The organism is Tabrizicola piscis, assembly GCF_003940805.1.
Taxonomy (GTDB): domain Bacteria; phylum Pseudomonadota; class Alphaproteobacteria; order Rhodobacterales; family Rhodobacteraceae; genus Tabrizicola; species Tabrizicola piscis.
In genome coordinates this window covers 1,684,850-1,701,797 of record NZ_CP034328.1, presented here as the reverse complement: position 1 = coordinate 1,701,797, position 16,948 = coordinate 1,684,850, and the positions used below count along the sequence as shown (strand labels likewise).

The 16,948-nt window shown below is 62.4% G+C and carries 11 protein-coding genes and 1 tRNA gene; all 12 read left to right on the top strand.

Translation table 11 applies throughout. The features are described 5' to 3' along the window. Positions 1-101 precede the first annotated feature (101 nt). The 12 genes from parC to rpoC all read left to right on the top strand — a co-directional run bounded on the left by parC (position 102) and on the right by rpoC (position 16,726). Positions 102-2,414, top strand: a complete 2,313-nt coding sequence (gene parC, locus EI545_RS08190; protein WP_125325019.1) for a DNA topoisomerase IV subunit A — start codon at positions 102-104, stop codon at positions 2,412-2,414. Positions 2,415-2,597: 183 nt separating this feature from the next. After that, positions 2,598-3,773, top strand: coding sequence for an elongation factor Tu (tuf, locus tag EI545_RS08185; RefSeq protein WP_125325003.1), 1,176 nt, complete (start codon positions 2,598-2,600; stop codon positions 3,771-3,773). A 71-nt stretch (positions 3,774-3,844) separates the two neighbouring features. After that, positions 3,845-4,360: an alkylphosphonate utilization protein gene (locus EI545_RS08180; RefSeq protein WP_125325018.1), complete on the top strand. Its 516-nt coding sequence runs from the start codon at positions 3,845-3,847 to the stop codon at positions 4,358-4,360. Positions 4,361-4,448: 88 nt separating this feature from the next. After that, positions 4,449-4,524 (top strand) — tRNA-Trp (locus EI545_RS08175). Between the two features lie 135 nt (positions 4,525-4,659). Further along, complete coding sequence (secE, locus tag EI545_RS08170; protein WP_125325017.1) at positions 4,660-4,851, top strand: preprotein translocase subunit SecE; 192 nt, start codon at positions 4,660-4,662, stop codon at positions 4,849-4,851. Positions 4,852-5,011: 160 nt separating this feature from the next. Continuing rightward, positions 5,012-5,545: a transcription termination/antitermination protein NusG gene (gene nusG, locus EI545_RS08165; protein WP_125325016.1), complete on the top strand. Its 534-nt coding sequence runs from the start codon at positions 5,012-5,014 to the stop codon at positions 5,543-5,545. 99 nt (positions 5,546-5,644) lie between these two features. Further along, a complete protein-coding gene (rplK, locus tag EI545_RS08160; RefSeq protein ID WP_125325015.1) occupies positions 5,645-6,097 on the top strand; it encodes a 50S ribosomal protein L11 in 453 nt (150 codons plus the stop codon). A 4-nt stretch (positions 6,098-6,101) separates the two neighbouring features. Continuing rightward, positions 6,102-6,800, top strand: a complete 699-nt coding sequence (gene rplA, locus EI545_RS08155; RefSeq protein ID WP_125325014.1) for a 50S ribosomal protein L1 — start codon at positions 6,102-6,104, stop codon at positions 6,798-6,800. 267 nt (positions 6,801-7,067) lie between these two features. After that, the gene (gene rplJ, locus EI545_RS08150; protein WP_125325013.1) at positions 7,068-7,583 is read left to right on the top strand and encodes a 50S ribosomal protein L10; all 516 of its coding nucleotides are present in this window, start codon (positions 7,068-7,070) and stop codon (positions 7,581-7,583) included. Between the two features lie 63 nt (positions 7,584-7,646). Next, on the top strand, positions 7,647-8,021 hold the full coding sequence (gene rplL, locus EI545_RS08145) for a 50S ribosomal protein L7/L12 (RefSeq protein WP_125325012.1): 375 nt from the start codon (positions 7,647-7,649) through the stop codon (positions 8,019-8,021). Positions 8,022-8,257: 236 nt separating this feature from the next. After that, positions 8,258-12,391 (top strand): DNA-directed RNA polymerase subunit beta, encoded by a 4,134-nt coding sequence (gene rpoB / locus EI545_RS08140; protein ID WP_125325011.1) that lies wholly within the window; start codon positions 8,258-8,260, stop codon positions 12,389-12,391. 96 nt (positions 12,392-12,487) lie between these two features. Then, entirely contained in the window at positions 12,488-16,726 is a 4,239-nt protein-coding gene (gene rpoC, locus EI545_RS08135) for a DNA-directed RNA polymerase subunit beta' (RefSeq protein WP_125325010.1), read from the top strand. Positions 16,727-16,948 lie beyond the last annotated feature (222 nt).

The following is a 16,948-nucleotide window of genomic DNA, read 5'->3' as shown; positions in this document are numbered from 1 at the left end:
TAGCGGGGTTGAGTCCAAAACGCATCACCCTGCCGAAGGTTCCTTGGCGTCGCTGCGCATGCCATCTGGACCGAAGCCTTCGACCGTCATACACAACATCCATGACCACCGATGATGACGAACCCAAGATCGAGGGGCCGACGGCCCTTACCCTGTCCGAACCGCTGTCCCGCGCCATAGGTGAGCGGTACCTGACCTATGCGCTTTCCACCATCATGCACCGCGCCCTGCCCGATGCGCGCGACGGGCTTAAACCGGTCCACCGCCGAATCCTCTGGGCCATGCGCCGCCTGCGGCTGACACCGACGGGGGGCTTCCTGAAATCCGCCAAGATCGCGGGGGATACGATGGGGGATTTTCACCCCCATGGCGACGCGGCGATCTATGACGCGATGGCCCGCCTCGCGCAGGATTTCAACATGCGCTACCCGCTGGTCGACGGGCAGGGCAACTTTGGCAACATCGACGGCGATAACCCGGCGGCCAGCCGCTATACCGAGGCGCGGGTCACCGCCGCCTCCGAAGCGCTGATGGAGGGGATTGACGAAACCGCCGTCGACTTCCGCCCGAATTACGACGGCCGTCTGGAAGAACCCGTCGTCCTGCCAGCCGCTTTCCCGAACCTTCTGGCCAACGGCTCCTCGGGCATCGCCGTCGGCATGGCCACGAACATCCCGCCGCACAACCTTGATGAGCTGATTGACGGCTGTCAGGCGCTGCTCGCTGACCCTGACCTTGCGGATGAGGCGTTGGTCGCCCTGATCCCCGGCCCCGATTTCCCCACCGGCGGCGTGATCGTCGAACCGCGCGACAGCATCCTTGACGCCTACCGCACCGGTCGCGGCGCCTTCCGGCTGCGCGCCAAGTGGCAGGTCGAAGACCTTGGCCGCGGCACCTGGCAGATCGTGGTCACCGAGATCCCGTTTCAGGTGCAGAAGTCCAAGCTGATCGAAAAACTGGCTGAACTCATCCAGATCAAGAAGGTGCCGCTTCTTGCCGATGTCCGCGACGAAAGCGCCGACGACATCCGCCTGATTCTGGAACCCCGCGCCCGCACGGTTGAACCGGAAATGCTGATGGGCAGCCTTTTCAGGAACTCTGACCTTGAGGTTCGGTTCTCGCTCAACATGAACGTGCTGATCGACGGCAAGGTGCCGAAGGTCTGCTCGCTGAAAGAGGTGCTCCGCGCCTTCCTTGACCACCGGCGAGAGGTTCTGCGGCGCCGGTCGCTGCACCGGATGGAAAAGATCGACGCCCGGTTGGAGATTCTGGGCGGCCTGCTGATCGCCTATCTGAACCTTGACCGCGTGATTGACATTATCCGCTACGATGACGACCCCAAAGCCGCCCTGATGGCCGAGGATTGGTCGAAATCGCACATCCGGGCCACATCAGAACGGGACTACAAGCCCCCGGCCAAGGGGCAGGGCGTCCTGACCGAAAACCAGGCCGAAGCGATCCTGAACATGCGCCTGCGCAGCTTGCGCCGGCTGGAAGAGATGGAGCTGAACGCCGAACGCGATGCGCTGACGAAGGAGCGCGCCGACCTTGCCGACCTTCTGGACAGCGACCGCCGCCAGTGGAAGCGCGTGGGCAAGGACCTGAACGATGTTCGCAAGCTTTACGGCAAGGCCACCGCGCTTGGCGCCCGCCGCACCCAGTTCGCCGATGCCAAAGAGATCGAGGAGGTGCCCTACGAGGCGATGATCGACCGTGAACCGATCACCGTGATCTGCTCTCGCATGGGCTGGATCCGGGCGATGAAGGGCCATGTCGACCTGAGCGCCGAACAGAAGTTCAAGGACGGCGACGGCCCCCGTTTCGCCTTCCATGCCGAAACGACGGACAAGATCCTGCTGGTCGCCGAAAGCGGCCGCTTCTACACCCTGCTGGGCGCGAACCTGCCCGGCGGGCGTGGGATGGGCGAACCGGTGCGCCTGATGGTTGACCTGCCGAATGACACCGGCATCAGCGACCTGATGATCTTCCGCCCGGGCGAAAAACTTCTGGTCGCCTCCACGGCCGGGGATGGTTTCATCGTGCCCTCGGAAGAACTGGTCGCCCAGACCAAGGCCGGCAAGGCGGTCCTGACGGTGCGGGACGGCAGCAAGACGGCGGTCTGTGTGCCAGTGCGCGGCGACAGCATCGCCGTGGTCGGCGACAATCGCAAAATGCTGGTTTTTCCAGTGGCCGAGCTGCCAGAGATGGCCAAAGGCAAGGGTGTGCGGTTGCAAAAGTACAAGGACGGCGGGTTGTCCGACGCGACCACATTCGTTCTGGCCGAGGGTCTCAGCTGGAAGGACCCCGCCGGTCGCACCCGCACGGAAACCGACCTTGCCGAATGGCAGGGCGCCCGCGCCAGCGCCGGCAAGATGGCCCCGCGCGGCTTTCCACGCGACAACCGCTTTACCTGACCCATCGCTCGTCGATGACTTCGTCACTCCTCGCTGCCGTTCCGACGAGAAGACGCAGTCGCACGAGGAGGCGTCGCCTGCACCAGCCAATCAGGCTTGAATTTCCCGGCCCGGCGGGCTAAGTCGCCGCGCGTGTAACTTGGGGGTCCCTCGCGGCCCGATCAAAACAAGGCGGAATTCGCAATGGGCAAGGCAAAGTTTGAACGGAACAAACCGCACGTCAACATTGGCACGATCGGCCACGTTGACCACGGCAAGACGACGCTGACGGCGGCGATCACGAAGTATTTCGGCGAATTCCGCGCCTATGACCAGATCGACGGTGCACCGGAAGAGCGGGCTCGCGGGATCACGATCTCGACCGCCCACGTGGAATATGAGACCGAGAACCGTCACTACGCCCACGTCGACTGCCCCGGCCACGCCGACTATGTGAAGAACATGATCACCGGTGCCGCCCAGATGGACGGCGCGATCCTGGTCTGCGCCGCCTCGGACGGCCCGATGCCGCAAACGCGCGAGCACATCCTGCTTGGCCGTCAGGTCGGCATTCCGTACATGGTCTGCTACATGAACAAGATCGACCTCGTCGACGACGAGGAACTGATCGAACTCGTGGAAATGGAAATCCGTGAGCTGTTCTCCAGCTACGAATACCCGGGCGATGACATTCCGATCATCAAGGGTTCGGCCCACCAGGCCATGATCGGTGAGCGCAAGGACATCGGTGAAGACTCGATCCGCGCGCTGATGGCGGCGGTTGACAGCTACATCCCGACCCCGGCGCGGGCGATCGACCAGCCGTTCCTGATGCCGATCGAAGACGTGTTCTCGATCTCGGGCCGCGGCACGGTTGTCACGGGGCGTATCGAGCGTGGCGTGATCAACGTTGGCGACGAAATCGAAATCGTCGGCATCCGCGACACCAAGAAGTCGGTCTGCACCGGTGTGGAAATGTTCCGCAAGCTCCTCGACCGTGGGGAAGCTGGCGACAACGTCGGCATCCTGCTGCGCGGCATCGACCGTGAGGGCGTGGAGCGTGGCCAGGTTCTCTGCAAGCCGAAGTCGGTGAACCCGCACACCAAGTTCGAGGCTGAGGCCTACATCCTGACCAAGGAAGAAGGCGGCCGCCACACGCCGTTCTTCGCGAACTACCGTCCGCAGTTCTACTTCCGCACCACGGACGTGACCGGGACCGTGCAGCTGCCGGAAGGCACTGAAATGGTGATGCCGGGCGACAACCTGAAGTTCGTGGTCGAGCTGATCGCCCCGATCGCGATGGAAGAAAAACTGCGCTTCGCCATCCGCGAAGGCGGCCGCACCGTCGGCGCCGGCGTCGTGTCGAAAATCATCGCGTAAGCGACCTGCAGAAAAGCTCTCCAAAGGCGCGCGGCATCCCGCGCGCCTTTTTTCATTTGTAAGGCATTCCCATGACTGATTGCGTTCTCTGCGCGGCTCCCGATGCCGCACCCGTCACGCTTGCTCCTGGCACAGATGTGGCCGTGCTATGCCCGGTCTGCACTGCTGCGCTCGCCGGAGACATCACCCCTGGACCGCGCTGGCGCTGCTTAGGCGACGCCATCTGGTCCGAGGACGCAGCCACCCAGATCGCCGCATGGCGACTGCTGAAAGCCCTGCCGGGGGAGGGATGGGCTGCAGAGCTACTGGAGAGCGTCTATCTGAACCCCGAGGTGCTGGCCCGTGCCGAAGCCGGTGAAACTGCCTTGCCGGGCGTGGAGCACCGTGACAGCAACGGCGTGCTGCTTGCACCCGGTGATACGGTCACGCTGATTAAGGACCTGCCGGTCAAGGGCAGTTCGATGGTTGCAAAGCGCGGCACTGCGGTGCGCGGCATCCGCCTTGTGCGGGATAATCCAGACCAGATCGAAGGGCGGGTAAACGGCCAGCAGATCGTGATCCTGTGCCAGTTCACCCGAAAGTCCTGATGCGCCCGATGACTTGGCATTCCTGACGCTGAACCCGCGCCTCGCCCCTTGACCTTGTCCTGCTCCTGCCGTAACCCGTGCCCCGCGTAGGGGTATAGCTCAGCTGGTAGAGCGACGGTCTCCAAAACCGTAGGTCGCGGGTTCGATCCCTGCTGCCCCTGCCATTCTTCGAAACACCCGTTTGGCCAGCGATGCCCCTGATTGGCACCCTTGGCGCTGGCTTCTTGTGGCGCGCCGCTTGAATTGCCCACCCATTCAACGTATCTGACCGCAAACACCTATCGCGGGAGCGACCCCCCATGGCCACCATGAACCCATTCCAGTTTCTCCAGCAGGTCCGTGCCGAAGTCGCCAAGGTCGTCTGGCCCACCCGGCGCGAAGTCCTGCTGACCACGCTGATGGTCTTCGTGCTGTCGGCCCTCGCCGCGGTGTTCTTCAGCCTGGTCGATCTGGGAATCAGGACCGGCCTGCAGGCGATCATCGGGTCGTAGGCGGCGGTTCCCTCTTGAAATGACGGCGGGCAGGCGGTAAGCCCGCGCCAACCAAAGGGACAACCGGCGCGCATCGATTCGGGGTGCGCGCTGTTTTTTGTTCCGGGATGTTAAGAAACGTGGGCCGAAAAGGCTCCGGGCAGCAAGGAAGAATGTGACGATGGCGAAGCGCTGGTATTCGGTGAGCGTTCTCTCGAACTTCGAGAAGAAGATCGCCGAGCAGATCAAGACCGCCGTTGCAGATGCCGGCCTTGAGGAAGAAATTGACGAAGTCCTGGTCCCTACCGAAGAAGTGATCGAGATGCGCCGTGGCAAGAAGGTGACGTCGGAACGTCGCTTCATGCCGGGCTATGTGCTGGTTCACATGGAAATGACGAACCGGGGCTACCACCTGATTTCGTCGATCAATCGCGTCACCGGGTTCCTTGGCCCGCAAGGCAAGCCGATGCCGATGCGCGATGCCGAAGTGAACATGATCCTGAACCGGGTCGAAGAAGGTCTGGAAGCCCCGCGCAACCTGATCCGTTTCGACATCGGCGAAACCGTGCAAGTGACCGATGGCCCGTTCGAGGGCTTCTCCGGCATGGTCGAGGATGTTGATGAGGCGCACAACCGCCTGAAGGTCACCGTGTCGATCTTCGGCCGTGCGACCCCGGTGGAACTGGAATTCACTCAGGTCTCGAAAGGGAACTGAGCGGACGTGGGAGGCGAGCGCCTGAAAGGGTGACGGACCGGACCACTAAACCGCATCCCCCAATCCCGGGCCGGATGCAGTGACAAAGGAGAAGGCCAGATGGCCAAGAAGATTATCGGCAGCCTGAAGCTGCAAGTGAAAGCGGGCCAGGCGAACCCGTCCCCGCCGGTTGGTCCGGCGCTGGGTCAGCGCGGGCTGAACATCATGGCCTTCGTGAAGGAATTCAACGCGAAGACTGCCGACGTGCCCCCGGGCACCCCGACGCCCGTGATCATCACCTACTACCAGGACAAGTCGTTCAGCCTGGAGTTCAAGACCGCCCCCGCCGCCTTCCTGGTGAAGCAGGCAGCTGGTCTGCCGTCGGTTGGCAAGCGCAACCGCACCAAAGGCGCGGTCAAGCCGGGCCATGACGTTGCCGGAACGATCACCGCGGCCCAGCTGCGCAAGATCGCCGAGACCAAGATGAAGGATCTGAACGCGAACTCGGTTGAGGCCGCGATGAAGATCATTCTCGGGTCGGCGAAATCCTGCGGCATCGAAGTGAAGGGCTGAGATCATGGCAAAAGTTGCAAAGCGCGTCGCCAAGGCGACCGAAGCCTTCGCCGGCAAGGCCAACATCACTGTTGAAGATGCCGTCAAGCTGATCAAGGGCGCGGCCTCGGCCAAGTTCGACGAAACGATCGAGATTGCGATGAACCTCGGCGTTGACCCGCGCCACGCTGACCAGATGGTCCGCGGTGTGGTCCAGCTGCCGAACGGCACCGGCAAGACCGTGCGCGTCGCCGTGTTCGCCCGTGGCGCCAAGGCTGATGAGGCCAAGGCCGCTGGGGCTGACATCGTCGGCGCCGAAGACCTGATGGAAACCATCCAGTCCGGCAAGATCGAGTTCGACCGTTGCATCGCGACGCCGGACCTGATGCCGCTGGTCGGTCGTCTGGGCAAGATCCTTGGCCCCCGCAACCTGATGCCGAACCCGAAGGTCGGCACGGTGACGATGGACGTGAAAACGGCTGTTGAGGCTGCCAAGGGTGGCGAGGTCCAGTTCAAGGTCGAAAAGGCCGGCGTGATCCATGCCGGGATCGGCAAGGTCTCGTTCACCGAAGACAAGCTGGCCGAAAACGTCCGCGCCTTTGTTGACGCCGTCAGCAAGGCCCGTCCCGCCGGGGCAAAGGGCACCTATGTCAAGAAGGTGTCGCTGTCCTCGACCATGGGTCCGGGCGTGTCGGTCGACATCGCTTCGGCGACCGCGAACTGATCGGTGGTGGGTTAACACCCACCCTACGAAATTCCTGATCCGCAAGGTGAGGGAGACGACCCGGGCCAAGAGAAGCATCTTGAGGCCCGGTACTGTCCGAGACGGTGGCTGGCGCGCAAACGCCTTAATCTGCTGCCTGAGATGGGGATCGAGATTGAAGGCACCCTTCGCGGGTGATCTTGGCCTCGGGAACCTGAAAACGGACCCGAACGCCCCCTTGGGGGCACACATGAGCCGGGGGGAAACCCCCAACCTTGGAGTGAAACTGTGGATAGAGCCCAGAAAGAGAAAGTGGTCGAGGAACTCGGCCAGATCTTCGAAAGCTCTGGCGTCGTGGTGGTTGCCCACTACGCGGGAATGACGGTTGCACAGATGCAGGACCTGCGCGCGAAGATGCGTGAAGTAGGCGGGTCCGTTCGCGTTGCCAAGAATACGCTCGCCAAGATCGCCCTTGAAGGGAAGCCCGCTGCAAAGATGGGTGACCTGCTCTCGGGCATGACCATGTTGTCCTTCTCGGAAGACCCTGTGGCTGCGGCCAAGGTCTGCGAGGCCTACGCCAAGACGAATGACAAGTTCGTCATCATCGGCGGGGCAATGGGTGACACGGTTCTGGACCAGGCCGGTGTCAAGGCCGTGGCGTCCATGCCGTCGCGTGAAGAGCTTATCGCTCAGATCGTGTCGTGCATCGGTGCTCCGGGTTCTGCCATCGCCGGGGCCATTGGCGCGCCTGGCGCGAATATCGCGAGCATCCTGTCGACCATCGAAGAAAAGGCTGCTGCCTGATCTTAGTCCCGCGTGGTTGAACCCACGCCGTTGGAACCCATCTTAACTGAACGGATATGTAAAATGGCTGATCTGAACAAACTCGCCGAAGAGATCGTTGGTCTGACCCTTCTCCAGGCACAGGAACTGAAAACCATCCTGAAGGACAAGTATGGCATCGAGCCGGCCGCCGGTGGCGCCGTCATGATGGCTGCTGGTCCGGCTGCTGCGGCCGCTCCGGCCGAAGAGCAGACCGAATTCGACGTCGTCCTGACGGACGCCGGCGCGAACAAGATCAACGTGATCAAGGTCGTGCGCGAAATCACCGGTCTGGGCCTGAAAGAAGCCAAGGATCTCACCGAAGCCGGTGGCAAGATCAAGGAAGGCGTCTCGAAAGCTGATGCTGAAGCTCTGAAGAAGAAATTCGAAGAAGCTGGCGCCAAGGCTGAACTGAAGTAATTCGGGCGGGGGCAACCCCACCGGAAAGCAGGGCTGGGTCCGGAATTTTCGGGCCCAGCCATGCGCGTCTTGGAAGCGGCTTTCGCGAAAGCCCCTCCCCAGGCGCGATGCGGGTTCGGGAGCCACCCTTCGGGACGGGTGGCACGAATGGAACCCCATAGTCTGCTTCGCAAGCGGTGCGCACCCGTGGCCCGACGGGTGGTGCGCCAGCGAAATGATGAAAGGTGACCACGAACATGGCGCAAGCTTATGTTGGCCAGAAACGCATCCGCCGCTACTTCGGCAAAATCCGTGAAGTTCTGGAGATGCCGAACCTGATCGAGGTTCAGAAATCCTCCTATGACCTGTTCCTGCGGTCCGGCGACAGCGACAAGCCGCTGGACGACGAGGGGATCCAGGGGACCTTCCAGTCGGTCTTCCCAATCAAGGACTTCAACGAAACCGCCGTGCTTGAATTCGTCAAGTATGAGCTGGAAAAGCCCAAGTACGACGTCGACGAATGCCAGTCGCGCGACATGACCTATGCGGCACCGCTGAAGGTGACGCTCCGCCTGATCGTGTTTGATGTCGATGAAACCACCGGGGCCCGGTCGGTCAAGGACATCAAGGAACAGGACGTCTACATGGGCGACATGCCCCTGATGACGCATAACGGCACCTTCGTCGTGAACGGCACCGAACGCGTGATCGTCTCTCAGATGCACCGGTCGCCCGGCGTGTTCTTCGACCATGACAAGGGCAAGACTCATTCCTCGGGCAAACTGCTGTTCGCTTGCCGGATCATTCCCTACCGCGGTTCGTGGCTCGACTTCGAATTCGACGCCAAGGACGTGGTCTTCGCCCGGATCGACCGTCGCCGCAAACTGCCGGTGACGACGCTGCTCTATGCCCTTGGCATGGATCAGGAAGCGATCATGGACGCCTATTACGAGACGGTCACCTACACCCATGTGAAGAACAAGGGCTGGGTCACCAAGTTCTTCCCCGAACGTATTCGTGGCACCCGCCCGCAGTTCGACATCGTCGATGCCGCGACCGGCGAAGTGATCTGCAAGGCCGGCGACAAGATGACGCCGCGCATGGCGAACGACCTGATCAAGTCCGGCACCGTGACCGAACTGCTGGTCCCGTTCGACCAGATTCTGGGCCGTTACGTCGCCAAGGACATCATCAACGAAGAAACCGGTGAGATCTGGGCCGAGGCCGGCGATGAGCTGACCATGGAATACGACCGCGACGGCGGCGTGAAGGGTGGCTCGCTGAAAGTGCTGCTCGACCAGGGCATCACCGAGATTCCGGTGCTCGACATCGACAACGTCAACGTCGGCCCCTACATCCGCAACACCATGGCGGTGGACAAGAACATGGGCCGCGACACCGCGCTCATGGACATCTACCGCGTCATGCGCCCGGGTGAACCGCCGACGGTTGAGGCAGCAAGCCAGCTGTTCGACACGCTGTTCTTCGACAAGGAACGCTATGACCTCTCGGCCGTCGGCCGGGTGAAGATGAACATGCGTCTCGACCTTGGCAAGCCCGACACCCAGCGCACGCTGGACCGGGACGACATCGTCGCCTGCATCAAGGCCCTGACCGAACTCCGCGACGGCAAGGGTGAGATTGACGATATCGACCACCTCGGCAACCGCCGCGTCCGTTCGGTTGGCGAGTTGATGGAAAACCAGTACCGCGTCGGCCTCCTGCGGATGGAGCGTGCCATCAAGGAACGCATGTCCTCGGTCGAAATCGACACGATCATGCCGCAAGACCTGATCAACGCGAAACCCGCCGCCGCGGCTGTGCGTGAATTCTTCGGCTCCTCGCAGCTGTCGCAGTTCATGGACCAGACCAACCCGCTGTCGGAAGTCACCCACAAGCGCCGCCTCTCGGCCCTTGGGCCGGGCGGTCTGACCCGCGAACGTGCTGGCTTCGAAGTCCGCGACGTCCACCCGACCCACTACGGCCGGATGTGCCCGATCGAAACGCCGGAAGGCCAGAACATCGGCCTGATCAACTCGCTGGCCACCTTCGCCCGCGTGAACAAGTACGGCTTCATCGAAACCCCGTACCGCAAGGTGATCGACGGCAAGGTGACCGATGAGGTCGTCTACATGTCCGCGACCGAGGAAATGCGCCACACCGTCGCCCAGGCGAACGCCGCGCAGGATGCCGAAGGCCGCTTCACCGATGACCTGATCTCCAGCCGGAAGGCCGGGGAATTCATGCTGAACCCGCCGGATGCGGTCGACCTGATCGACGTGTCGCCGAAACAGCTGGTGTCGGTCGCAGCCTCGCTGATCCCGTTCCTGGAAAACGACGACGCCAACCGCGCCCTCATGGGCTCGAACATGCAGCGTCAGGCGGTGCCCTTGCTGCAATCCGATGCCCCCTTCGTGGGCACCGGCATTGAAGCCGTGGTCGCGCGTGACTCTGGCGCCGCCATCATGGCCCGCCGTGCCGGTGTCATTGACCAGGTCGATGCCCAGCGGATCGTTGTGCGCGCGACCGAGATGATGGAACCCGGTGAACCGGGCGTCGACATCTACCGCCTGCGCAAGTTCAAGCGCTCCAACCAGTCGTCCTGCATCAACCAGCGTCCGCTGGTGAAGGTGGGCGATACGGTGCTGCGCGGCGAAGTGGTGGCCGACGGCCCCTGCACCGACATGGGCGAACTGGCTCTTGGCCGGAACGTCGTCGTCGCCTTCATGCCGTGGAATGGCTACAACTACGAAGACTCGATCCTGATCTCGGAACGCATCCTGCGCGATGACGTCTTCACCTCGATCCACATCGAGGAATATGAAGTCGCCGCCCGCGACACCAAGCTTGGGCCGGAAGAGATCACCCGCGACATCCCGAACGTGGGCGAAGAAGCCCTGCGCAATCTGGATGAAGCCGGGATCGTCTACATCGGTGCCGAAGTGCAGCCGGGTGACATTCTGGTGGGCAAGATCACCCCCAAGGGTGAATCGCCGATGACGCCGGAAGAAAAGCTCCTCCGCGCGATCTTCGGGGAAAAGGCGTCTGACGTCCGCGATACCTCGCTGCGCCTGCCGCCGGGGGCTTTCGGCACCATTGTCGAAGTGCGGGTCTTCAACCGGCACGGCGTCGACAAGGACGAACGCGCCCTGCAGATCGAGCGTGAGGAAGTCGAACGCCTCGCCCGCGACCGCGATGACGAACTCGCGATCCTGGAGCGCAACATCTACGCGCGTCTGAAAGCCTTGATCAAAGGCAAGACCGCCGTGAAGGGGCCCAAGGGCATCAAGGCCGGGTCGACCATCGACGACGAACTTCTGTCCACGCTGTCGCGCGGCCAGTGGTGGCAACTCGCCTTGGGCGAAGAAGCCGAGGCCAAGGATGTCGAAGCGCTGCACGACCAGTTCGAAGCGCAGAAACGCGCGCTGGACCTGCGGTTCGACGACAAGGTCGAAAAGGTCCGTCGTGGTGACGATCTGCCTCCGGGCGTCATGAAGATGGTCAAGGTCTTCGTAGCGGTGAAGCGCAAGCTGCAGCCGGGCGACAAGATGGCCGGCCGTCACGGCAACAAGGGCGTCATCTCCAAGGTCGTCCCGATCGAGGATATGCCCTTCCTTGCCGATGGCACCCCGGTTGACCTCGTTCTGAACCCGCTTGGCGTGCCATCGCGGATGAACGTCGGTCAGATCCTTGAGACGCACATGGGCTGGGCCGCGCGTGGCCTTGGCATGAACATCGACGAAGCGCTGAAGGAATATCGCCGGTCCGGCGACATGACCCCGGTGCGGGACGCGGTGCGCCATGCCTATGGCGACGAGACCTACGAAGAAGCCTTTGCCAACCGGAGCGAGGAAGACTTCCTTGAACTCGCTGGCAACGTGACCAAGGGCGTGCCGATTGCGACCCCGGTCTTCGACGGCGCGAAAGAGGCTGACGTGAACGACGCGCTGACCCGCGCCGGGTTCGACACTTCGGGCCAGTCGGTGGTCTTTGACGGCCGCTCGGGCGAACAGTTCCAGCGCAAGGTGACGGTGGGCGTGAAGTACATGCTCAAGCTGCACCACCTTGTCGATGACAAGCTGCACGCCCGCTCGACCGGTCCGTACTCGCTTGTGACCCAGCAGCCGCTGGGTGGTAAGGCGCAGTTCGGTGGCCAGCGTCTCGGCGAGATGGAGGTCTGGGCGCTCGAAGCCTACGGCGCCGCCTACACCCTGCAGGAAATGCTGACGGTGAAGTCGGACGACGTGGCAGGCCGGACCAAGGTCTACGAGTCGATCGTCAAGGGCGAGGACAACTTCGAAGCCGGCGTGCCGGAATCCTTCAACGTTCTCGTCAAGGAAGTCAGGGGCCTCGGCCTCAACATGGAACTCCTGGATGCGGAGGAAGAATAGGGCACGAGTTTTCAGCGAAAACTCGAAGCCACATTTTTTCGCAGAAAAATTGTGGCCGCCCACTTCTGACCGCCGCCCCCTTTCAAGGATTTGGAAATGAACCAGGAACTCTCGACCAACCCGTTCAACCCGGTTGCGCCCGTCAAGACCTTCGACGAAATCAAGATCAGCCTGGCCTCGCCAGAGCGGATTCTGTCGTGGTCCTTTGGCGAGATCAAGAAGCCGGAGACCATCAACTACCGGACCTTCAAACCCGAGCGGGACGGCCTGTTCTGCGCCCGTATCTTCGGGCCGATCAAGGATTACGAATGCCTCTGCGGCAAATACAAGCGCATGAAATATCGCGGCGTCGTCTGCGAAAAGTGCGGCGTTGAAGTCACGCTGCAAAAGGTGCGGCGCGAACGGATGGGCCATATCGAACTGGCAGCACCCGTCGCACACATCTGGTTCCTGAAGTCGCTCCCGTCCCGGATCGGCCTCATGCTCGACATGACGCTGCGCGATCTGGAGCGGATTCTGTACTTCGAGAACTATGTCGTGATCGAGCCGGGTCTGACCGACCTGACCTATGGCCAGCTGATGACCGAGGAAGACTTCCTCGACGCGCAGGACCAGTACGGTGCCGACGCCTTCACTGCCAACATCGGCGCTGAAGCGATCCGCGAAATGCTGGCCGCCATCGACCTGCAGGCCGTGGCCGACCAGCTCCGCGATGAGCTGAAGGAAGCGACGGGCGAGCTGAAGCCGAAGAAGATCATCAAGCGTCTGAAGATCGTCGAGAGCTTCCTCGAATCCGGCAACCGCCCGGAGTGGATGATCCTGACCGTCCTTCCGGTCATCCCGCCGGAACTGCGCCCGCTGGTCCCGCTGGACGGCGGCCGCTTCGCCACGTCCGACCTCAACGACCTCTACCGCCGGGTCATCAACCGCAACAACCGCCTGAAGCGCCTGATCGAGCTTCGCGCCCCGGACATCATTGTCCGGAACGAAAAGCGGATGCTGCAAGAGGCGGTTGACGCCCTCTTCGACAACGGCCGCCGCGGCCGCGTGATCACGGGCACCAACAAGCGCCCGCTGAAATCGCTGTCCGACATGCTGAAAGGCAAGCAGGGCCGCTTCCGCCAGAACCTTCTCGGCAAGCGGGTCGACTTCTCCGGTCGTTCGGTCATCGTGACCGGCCCGGAACTGAAGCTGCACCAGTGCGGCCTGCCAAAGAAGATGGCGCTCGAACTCTTCAAGCCCTTCATCTACTCGCGTCTGGAAGCCAAGGGCCTCTCCAGCACCGTGAAACAGGCCAAGAAGCTGGTCGAGAAAGAGCGTCCGGAGGTCTGGGATATCCTCGATGAGGTGATCCGCGAACACCCGGTCCTCCTCAACCGCGCCCCGACGCTGCACCGCTTGGGCATCCAGGCGTTTGAGCCGATCCTGATCGAAGGCAAGGCGATCCAGCTGCACCCCTTGGTCTGCGCCGCATTCAACGCCGACTTCGACGGCGACCAGATGGCTGTCCACGTCCCCCTCTCGCTGGAAGCCCAGCTGGAAGCCCGCGTCCTGATGATGTCGACGAACAACGTCCTGTCGCCCGCCAACGGCAACCCGATCATCGTGCCGTCGCAGGACATGGTCCTCGGCCTCTACTACGTCACGATGGAGCGTAAGGGCATGGCCGGTGAAGGCATGGCCTTTGCCGACATGGAAGAAGTGGAACACGCCCTTGCTGCGGGCGCTGTGCACCTGCACGCCAAGATCAAGGCCCGGCTTCGTCAGGTTGATGAAACCGGCAACATCGTCTGGAAGCGGTTCGACACCACCCCCGGCCGCCTGCGGCTTGGCAACCTCCTGCCGCTGAACGCCAAGGCACCGTTTGACCTCGTCAACCGCCTGCTGCGGAAGAAGGACGTGCAGACCGTCATCGACACCGTCTACCGCTACTGCGGCCAGAAGGAATCGGTGATCTTCTGTGACCAGATCATGACCCTCGGCTTCCGTGAGGCGTTCCGCGCCGGCATCTCCTTCGGCAAGGACGACATGGTGATCCCGGACACCAAGTGGGACTTGGTGAACGAGACGAAGGAACAGGTCACCGGCTTTGAACTGCAGTACATGGACGGCCTGATCACTCAGGGCGAAAAGTACAACAAGGTCGTCGACGCCTGGACCAAGTGCAACGACAAGGTGACCGAGGCGATGATGGCCACCATCTCGGCCACGCATTACGACGCCAACGGCGCCGAGAAGGAGCCGAACTCGGTCTACATGATGGCCCACTCCGGTGCCCGGGGTTCGGTCATCCAGATGAAGCAGCTTGGCGGGATGCGCGGCCTGATGGCCAAGCCGTCGGGTGAGATCATCGAAACGCCGATCATCTCGAACTTCAAGGAAGGTCTGACCGTTCTTGAATACTTCAACTCGACTCACGGCGCGCGGAAAGGTCTGTCCGACACCGCACTGAAGACGGCGAACTCGGGCTATCTGACCCGCCGTCTGGTGGACGTGGCGCAGGACTGCATCGTGCGCTCGCACGACTGCGGCACCGAAAACGCGATCACCGCTTCGGCGGCTGTGAACGACGGTGAAGTCATCGTCCCGATGGGCGAACGCGTCCTTGGCCGCGTCGCGGCTGATGACGTGCTGGTTCCCGGCACCGATGAGGTTCTGGTGGCACGGGGTGAGCTGATCGACGAACGCCGCGCCGACCTGATCAACAACTCGGGCGTCGCCACCATCCGCATCCGCTCGCCGCTGACTTGCGAAGCGGAAGAGGGTGTCTGCGCACTCTGCTATGGGCGTGACCTTGCCCGCGGCACGCTGGTCAACATCGGTGAAGCGGTCGGCATCATCGCCGCCCAGTCCATCGGTGAACCCGGCACCCAGCTGACGATGCGGACGTTCCACATCGGCGGCGTGGCGCAGGGCGGCCAGCAATCCTTCCTGGAAGCCAGCCAAGAGGGCAAGATCGAGTTCCGCAATGCCAACATCCTGAAAAACGTCAACGGCGAACAGATCGTCGTTGGCCGCAGCATGTCGATCGCGATCATCGACGACGTGGGTCAGGAACGGGCAGCCCACAAGCTGACCTATGGCGCGAAGCTGCACGTCAAGGATGGCGAAGCGGTCAAGCGCGGCACGAAACTGTTCGAATGGGACCCCTTCACCCTGCCGGTCATCGCCGAAAAGACCGGCGTGGCACGGTTCAAGGATCTCGTCTCGGGCATCTCGGTCCGCGAAGACACCGACGAAGCCACCGGCATGACCCAGAAGATCGTCGCCGACTGGCGCTCGGTTCCGAAGGGCGGCGACTTGAAGCCTGAAATCATCGTGATGGACCCCGCCACCGGCGATCCGGTCCGCAACGATCAGGGCGCGCCGATCAGCTACTCCATGTCGGTGGACGCAATTCTGTCGGTCGAAGACGGCCAGGAACTGCGCCCGGGTGACGTGGTGGCGCGTATTCCGCGCGAAGGTGCCAAGACCAAGGACATCACCGGGGGTCTTCCCCGCGTGGCCGAACTCTTCGAAGCCCGTCGCCCGAAAGACCACGCGATCATCGCGGAAGCGGACGGCTATGTCCGCTTTGGCAAGGACTACAAGAACAAGCGCCGCATCACCGTGGAACCGGTCGATGAGACGCTGCAGGCCCAGGAATACATGATCCCCAAGGGCAAGCACATCCCGGTGCAGGAAGGCGACTTCGTGCAGAAGGGTGACTACATCATGGACGGCAACCCGGCCCCGCATGACATCCTGCGGATTCTGGGGGTTGAGGCTCTGGCGAACTACATGATCGACGAAGTGCAGGACGTCTATCGCCTGCAGGGCGTGAAGATCAACGACAAGCACATCGAAGTGATTGTCCGCCAGATGCTGCAAAAGCTGGAGATCCTCGACAGCGGCGACACCACGCTGCTGAAAGGGGAGCATGTCGACAAGCAGGAGCTTGAGGAAGAAAACCTCAAAGCCCGCAACCGCGGCCTGCGCGAAGCCAGTGCCGAGGCGATCCTTCTGGGGATCACCAAGGCGTCCTTGCAGACCCGCAGCTTCATCTCGGCCGCGTCCTTCCAGGAAACCACGCGCGTCCTGACCGAGGCTTCGGTCCAGGGCAAGCGCGACAAACTGGTCGGCCTCAAGGAAAACGTCATCGTCGGCCGCCTGATCCCGGCCGGCACCGGTGGCGCCACCAGCCGCGTGAAGAAGATCGCCTCCGATCGCGACAGCACGGTGATCGAAGCCCGCAAGAGCGAGGCGGAACACGCCGCCGCCCTTGCCGCACCGGTCGAGGTGATGGAAGCCGAGGTTGACACCGGTCTGGTCGACACGGTCGAAAGCCGCGATTGATCTGATCCTCCGCGGACAAAACCATCTGCCCCCGCCAGCCGAAAGGCTGGCGGGGGTTTCCTTTTGTGCCCAATCGAAGGCCCCTTTCCCGAGGCTTCGAACGCGCGCAGCGCCGGTGGTGCCGGACCACCCTCCGCCGCTACCAGTTGCTCTTTGCCAAATGCTCTCAGGGGGTTTGGGGGCGGAACGCCCCCATCGCCCAAGCCGGTTGCGCGCTTGCGC

Excerpts from the sequence above, each read along its gene's own strand:
- parC (WP_125325019.1), top strand. The coding sequence starts at position 102 with ATGACCACCGATGATGACGAACCCAAGATCGAGGGGCCGACGGCCCTT.
- tuf (WP_125325003.1), top strand. The coding sequence starts at position 2,598 with ATGGGCAAGGCAAAGTTTGAACGGAACAAACCGCACGTCAACATTGGC.
- EI545_RS08180 (WP_125325018.1), top strand. The coding sequence starts at position 3,845 with ATGACTGATTGCGTTCTCTGCGCGGCTCCCGATGCCGCACCCGTCACG.
- secE (WP_125325017.1), top strand. The coding sequence starts at position 4,660 with ATGGCCACCATGAACCCATTCCAGTTTCTCCAGCAGGTCCGTGCCGAA.
- nusG (WP_125325016.1), top strand. The coding sequence starts at position 5,012 with ATGGCGAAGCGCTGGTATTCGGTGAGCGTTCTCTCGAACTTCGAGAAG.
- rplK (WP_125325015.1), top strand. The coding sequence starts at position 5,645 with ATGGCCAAGAAGATTATCGGCAGCCTGAAGCTGCAAGTGAAAGCGGGC.
- rplA (WP_125325014.1), top strand. The coding sequence starts at position 6,102 with ATGGCAAAAGTTGCAAAGCGCGTCGCCAAGGCGACCGAAGCCTTCGCC.
- rplL (WP_125325012.1), top strand. The coding sequence starts at position 7,647 with ATGGCTGATCTGAACAAACTCGCCGAAGAGATCGTTGGTCTGACCCTT.
- rpoB (WP_125325011.1), top strand. The coding sequence starts at position 8,258 with ATGGCGCAAGCTTATGTTGGCCAGAAACGCATCCGCCGCTACTTCGGC.
- rpoC (WP_125325010.1), top strand. The coding sequence starts at position 12,488 with ATGAACCAGGAACTCTCGACCAACCCGTTCAACCCGGTTGCGCCCGTC.